Below are 5,952 nucleotides of genomic sequence, written 5' to 3' on the forward strand. Positions count from 1 at the left end.
ACGGCCCTTAAGGAAAGAGGGAAGGCCGTCTGAAAGATGTTTGAAGAATGGGCGGATTATCCGCTGTTTTTGTGTTTCGGTCAATTTTGTGTCGGGTTTGCGCTTTGTTTTTTATACGGAAAATGTCCTATATGGGCAAAGGTGAAAAGGGGCTTTAATTTATTAGAAATGTAAAAAAAGCAGGGTTGGGCGGAATAATTTAACAAAAAACCGTTCAAGCAATGTATTTTCTTGTAAAATATCAAGCTTCATTTTAAAAAATATTCGGATTAGTTACCGATTTTGACCGACGGAAGGTTTATGGATTTTCGTTTTGACATTATTTATGAATACCGCTGGATGTTTTTATACGGCGTGTTGACAACGCTGGGACTGACGGTGGTTGCAACGGCAGGTGGCTCGGTTTTGGGTTTGCTGTTGGCATTGGCGCGTTTGATCAATCCGGAAAAAGCCGGTGTGCCGATGCGTGCCTTGGCTTGGGTGTTGCGTAAGATTTCTTTTTGGTATGTTACGCTGTTCCGCGGTACGCCATTGTTTGTACAAATTGTGATTTGGGCTTATGTTTGGTTCCCATTTTTCGTTCACCCGGCCGACGGTGTGCTGATTAGCGGCGAAGCAGCTGTTGATCTGCGCCGTTCTTATGGTGCGCTGATTGCCGGTTCTTTGGCTTTGGTTGCGAACTCGGGTGCGTATATTTGTGAAATTTTCCGTGCCGGTATTCAATCGATTGATAAAGGCCAAATGGAAGCTGCGCGTTCTTTGGGGCTGACCTATACTCAGGCGATGCGTTATGTGATTTTGCCGCAAGCTTTGCGCCGTATGTTGCCGCCATTGGCCAGTGAGTTTATTACGTTGTTGAAAGACAGCTCATTGCTTTCCGTCATTGGCGTGGCAGAGTTGGCTTATGTACAAAGCACGATTACCGGCCGCTATTCTGTCTATGAAGAGCCGCTTTATACAATTGCGCTGATTTATTTGGTGCTGACAAGCTTTTTGGGTTGGGTATTCCTGCGATTGGAAAACCGTTACAATCCGCAACACCGCTAATCGCTTTAAATCAAAAAAAGGAAGACTTTTTCAAGTCTTCCTTTTTTTATTTGCTGTCAATGTTTCAGACGGCCTTGAATCAGAATGCTTCACCGACTTTGACACCGCCAGCGATGTCTTTTGGCGTTGCCAGTTTGGCAGTTGCTTGTTGGGCGGCTTGGAATGCTTCGGTTGCCATGATGTCGGCGGCTTCTTGTACGGTCAATGTGTTGGCCATGTATTGCCAACGCGCTGCCAAGTCGGCGTTTGCCGGTGCGTGGAAACCGTCTCGCAATTCATCTACCAAATCGGGACGGTTGCACACCAGTACAATATCGCAGCCTGCTTCAAAAGAAAGGCGGGCGCGTTCTTTAATACCGCCGACACCGCATGCGCCTTCCATGGTCAGGTCGTCTGAAAAGATAACGCCGTTAAATCCGATTTCTTGGCGCAGGATTTGTTTCAGCCATTTTTCGGAGAAGCCGGCAGGTTGGCTGTCGGTTTGCGGGTATACGACGTGGGCAGGCATGACTGCGGCCATGCCTGCTTGGCTCAATGCTCGGAAGGGGATAAGGTCTGCGGCTTCTAGCTCTTCTCGGCTGCGTTCGTCGCAAGGCAGGACGTGATGGCTGTCGCCTTCGACAAAGCCGTGGCCGGGGAAGTGTTTGCCGCAAGATTTCATGCCGCCTTTGTTCAGACCTTTTTGCAGGGCAAGGGCAAGCTGGGTAACGATGTTGGCGTCGCGGTGGAAACTGCGGTTGCCGATGACGGCGCATTGACCCCAGTCCAAATCCAATACAGGCGTAAAGGATAGGTCGATACCGCAGGCGGAGAGTTCGGTTGCCAAAACCCAGCCGACTTGTTCTGCTTGGGTACAGGCGGCTTCTTGGCCTTCGTTATCCCAAATTTCGCCCAATACATTCATGGCAGGCAGGCGGGTGAAGCCGTCAATAAAACGTTGAACCCGTCCGCCTTCGTGGTCGACGGCGATGATAAGTTCAGGTGTACGGACGGCTTTGATTTCTTGAACCAAAGCTTTGAGCTGGGAAACGTTTTCAAAGTTGCGGCGGAACAAAATAACGCCACCGACGGCAGGGTCGAGCAGGCGTTGTTTTTCTTCTTCGGTCAGATGATAGGCAGCGACGTCGGCCATGACTGGGCCGCGTGGAAGATGAGGCGTATTCATTGTTTTGTCCTGAATAATGTATCTATTGGATAATCGTTATGTTCAGACGGCCTGAGAGTGTAAGAATATCTCAGGCCGTCTGAATATTGGTTTTGAATTAGGCAGTTGCTTTTTTCTTGTCTTTTAAGATGAAAACCAACACAACCATCACGATGCCGGTTACCACAAAACCTAAAGGCGCAGAGCCGGTCATGCCCAGTGCGAGGTAGCCTGTGGCAGCAGATGCGGCTACGGTCAGCGCATAAGGGAATTGCGAGGTAACGTGGTCGATGTGGTTACAGTGTGCGCCGGTAGAAGAGAGGATAGTGGTATCGGAAATTGGCGAGCAGTGGTCGCCAAATACGGCACCGGCCATTACGGCAGACATGCAAGGGATAATCAGCGAAGGTTCGACTTTGACGGCCATGGCGGCGGCAATCGGCAACATGATGCCGAATGTGCCCCAGCTTGTGCCGGTAGCGAAGGCCATCACGCCTGCGAGCATAAACAAAATCACGGGTAGGAAGCCTGCGTGGATATTGCCTGCCACCAAAGTGGAGAGGTATTCGCCGGTGTGCATCTCGCTGACAACGGTGCTGATGATCCATGCCAAAATTAAGATGGTAATGGCACCGCGCATAGAGATGATGCCCTGCCAAATGGCTTTAGGGTAATCGCCGGTTTTGATGGTGCCGATGGTGCAGAGGATGACGGCCAATACGCCGCAGGTGCCGCCGAATACGAGGGAAGTGTTTACATCGGTATTTTCAAATGCGCTGAGCAAAGAGAAGGTTTCAGAAGCTTGTGCGCCAGTGTAAATCATGGCGGAAACAGTGGCGACGATCAGTACCAAAACCGGCACAATCAGAGCGAATACGCGACCGTTGGGATGGCCTGTTTCAACGGTTTCATCATGAATTTCATTCAAAGCGGCGCGTTCCAAACGGGCCATGGAGCCGATGTCGAAGGAGAACCAGGCCACGACAAACACCATAATCAATGCGAAGACGGCGTAGTAATTCATCAGGCTCATGGCCACGAATGCGCCCATTGGTGTGTAGTCTGTGATGTTGTAAGTCACCAAAAGGCCTGCCAAAGTAGCAATAATCGATGCCCCCCAGCTGGATACAGGCATCAAAACGCACATCGGCGCGGCAGTGGAGTCAAGGATATAAGCCAGTTTGGCGCGGGAAACTTTGAATTTGTCGGTTACAGGGCGGGCAATCGCGCCGACGGCAAGGCTGTGGAAATAGTCGTCAATAAAGGTAACGAATACCAGGCAGGCAGTCAGCAGCTTCGCACCACGGCGGCCTTTGATGTGCTGTTTTGCCCAATCGGCAAATGCTTGGTTACTGCCTGAATGCGTCAGCAGGGAAGTGAAAATCCCCAAAAGCACTAAGAAGAGCAGGATTTTGGGTTTGCCCAAAGACCAATCGCCGTCCGCCCAAGTCAGGCTGACGGCCATGTCTTTCAAGTGAACCAAGGCATCAAGCGGATTACCGCCTACCAGCAGGAATGAGCCGACGATAATGCCGACACCCAAGGACAGCAATACACGACGCGTGGCAATGGCCAGGGCAAGCGCGATGGCTGCAGGAATAATGGATAAAATAGAATTCGAATAATTAATAAGTTGCATAATTATATTGTATATAAGCGGTGAAATATTTTCAGACGGCCTAAACTGGAAGACGGATAACAAAATACCCACCGCCTCTGACAGATGGGTATTTTATCATTTAACGCATCATCATGCCGTCTGAAAATCTTGCTATTGCAGATTTAGCGCGAGGAACAAAGTATTGCCTTCGCGTTGTACCAAAAGCGGTACGTTTTTGCCTGCGCTTTCCAATGCGCTACGGAAAGTGGATTCGTCATTGACGCTGATTTGGCTGACGGCAATAATTTCGTCGCCGCGTTTGAGGCCGGCACGTTCGGCCGCACCGCTAACGCGCAGAACGATTAAGCGTTGTTTGCCGTCTGCGTTTTCAACCTGCAAAGTTAGGCCTGCATTTTCAACGGTAAATCCGTCATGGCCGCCTTCGTGTTGCGGGTGTTCGGCTTCTTTTGCAGAAGTTTCCGTTTGTTCGGCTGCGCTGCCAAGTTTGACTTTGACATCGGTTTGTTTGCCGCCGCGCCAAATGCTCAAAGTCACTTCTTTGCCCGGCATCATCGAGCCGACCATGACCGGCAAGTCGCTGGAGGCACGGACTTCTTCTCCGTTTACGCTGCGGACAATATCGCCGACTTGCAACCCGGCTTGTTGCGCTGCGCTGTTCGGCATGATTTTGGCAATCAGCGCGCCGCTTGCTTTGTCCAAACCGAAAGATTTGGCCAAATCGTAAGAAACTTCTTGGATAACCACGCCTAATTGACCGCGTTGGACTTTGCCGTTGGCTTTTAATTGATCGGCCACATTCATGGCAACATCAATCGGAATGGCAAACGAAATGCCCATGAAACCGCCGCTTCGGCTGTAAATTTGCGAGTTGATGCCGACTACTTGGCCGCGGAGGTTGAATAACGGGCCGCCTGAGTTGCCGGGGTTGATGGCAACGTCGGTTTGGATGAACGGCGTGTAGTTTTCATTCGGCAGGCTGCGGCCTTTAGCGGAGACGATGCCTGAAGTTACGCTGTTGTCAAAGCCGAAAGGTGCGCCGATGGCGGCTACCCATTCGCCCGGTTTCAAATCTTTCGGATTGCCGATTTTGACAACCGGCAAGTCTTCTTGCGGCTCAATTTTTAAGAGGGCAACGTCGGATTGGGCGTCTGAGCCGACCAGTTTGGCCGTGTATTCGCGTTTGTCGTTGAGCAGGACTTTGATATTGCCCATGCCAGCAACCACGTGGGTATTGGTCAGGATATAGCCGTCTTTGCTGATGATGAAGCCGGAGCCGAAATTCAGATCGTCGCTTTCGGTATCTTCTTGCGGCATGTCTGGCATATTGGGAACAAGGCGTTTGAAGAACTCGTAAAACGGATCGTTGTCGGGAAATTGGCTCAGGTCCATGCTGTGGTCGTCATCCGGTGTCGCAGAGCGTTTTGCCGGTGTCGCTTGAATATTGACGACGGCCTGTCCTTCGTTTTGCACCAGTTGGGCGAAGTCGGGCAACAACATACCGACTTTTCCGTCATCGGTATTGGTTTCAATACGTTGAACGAGTTCTTTGTTTTCGTCTTTGTCGAAAAAGGTGCTGACTTTGTCGCAACCTGAAAGAAGGGAAGCTGAGAGGACAGCAAGGGCCAGATATGTGTTTGTTTTAATATGCACGAAAGTTCCTTTTGCCGGTGCCTATCGTATTGTCGGCATGCGTTTGAATCGGCAGGCAGTTTTATTGTTTGAATGCTGTTTAAATGTATAAGGTAGGATTTTTACACTTTAACGGTTTTTTTTCAAGCATTTCATTTTAAATGAAAAAATGATAATTGGGATTTTATTGTTTTAAGGCCGTCTGAAAACTTTTGAATATGACCTGTCGGTCGGTTCGCTTTTTTCAGACGGCCTTTAAATTGTGGTCAGTCGTGTTGATCCAAATGGTAGATCTGTGCCACGGCATCGATTAATTCGCTGTTGTCCGAGCCAGCTTTATTGAGCGTGCGTGTCGGAGAGTGGAGCAGTTTGTTGGTCAACTGAATGGAGAGGCGTTCGAGGACATCCTCGGCGGATACGCCTTTTGCCAGTTGCTTCATGGCATTTTCCAATACTTGGCGGCGTGCACGTTCACCTTCGTCGCGCAAGGCGCGGATAAGCGGAACGCTTT

4 protein-coding genes and 1 pseudogene are annotated in these 5,952 nt (G+C 50.1%); 1 reads left to right on the forward strand and 4 read right to left on the reverse strand.

All coding sequences use genetic code 11. From position 1 onward, the window contains the following. The first annotated feature begins 300 nt into the window (after positions 1–300). Entirely contained in the window at positions 301–1,047 is a 747-nt protein-coding gene (locus ACTHUE_RS09585) for an amino acid ABC transporter permease (RefSeq protein ID WP_049344868.1), read from the forward strand. Positions 1,048–1,126: 79 nt separating this feature from the next. Here ACTHUE_RS09585 and nagZ read toward each other — a convergent pair whose 3' ends face one another. From nagZ to ACTHUE_RS09605, 4 genes and pseudogenes are all read right to left on the reverse strand, one after another. After that, a complete protein-coding gene (gene nagZ / locus ACTHUE_RS09590) occupies positions 1,127–2,212 on the reverse strand; it encodes a beta-N-acetylhexosaminidase (RefSeq protein ID WP_039862102.1) in 1,086 nt (361 codons plus the stop codon). 97 nt (positions 2,213–2,309) lie between these two features. Beyond that, positions 2,310–3,830 (reverse strand): Na+/H+ antiporter NhaC family protein, encoded by a 1,521-nt coding sequence (locus ACTHUE_RS09595; protein WP_004519687.1) that lies wholly within the window; start codon positions 3,828–3,830, stop codon positions 2,310–2,312. A 132-nt stretch (positions 3,831–3,962) separates the two neighbouring features. Continuing rightward, complete coding sequence (locus ACTHUE_RS09600; protein WP_004519688.1) at positions 3,963–5,462, reverse strand: DegQ family serine endoprotease; 1,500 nt, start codon at positions 5,460–5,462, stop codon at positions 3,963–3,965. A gap of 245 nt (positions 5,463–5,707) precedes the next feature. Beyond that, positions 5,708–5,952, reverse strand: a pseudogene (locus tag ACTHUE_RS09605) (glutamyl-tRNA reductase); the annotation flags it as partial.

It is taken from the genome of Neisseria sp. P0021.S005, from assembly GCF_051956955.1.

Coding starts and splice junctions, on each gene's coding strand:
- ACTHUE_RS09585 (WP_049344868.1), top strand. CDS start 301: ATGGATTTTCGTTTTGACATTATTTATGAATACCGCTGGATGTTTTTA.
- nagZ (WP_039862102.1), bottom strand. CDS start 2,212: ATGAATACGCCTCATCTTCCACGCGGCCCAGTCATGGCCGACGTCGCT.
- ACTHUE_RS09595 (WP_004519687.1), bottom strand. CDS start 3,830: ATGCAACTTATTAATTATTCGAATTCTATTTTATCCATTATTCCTGCA.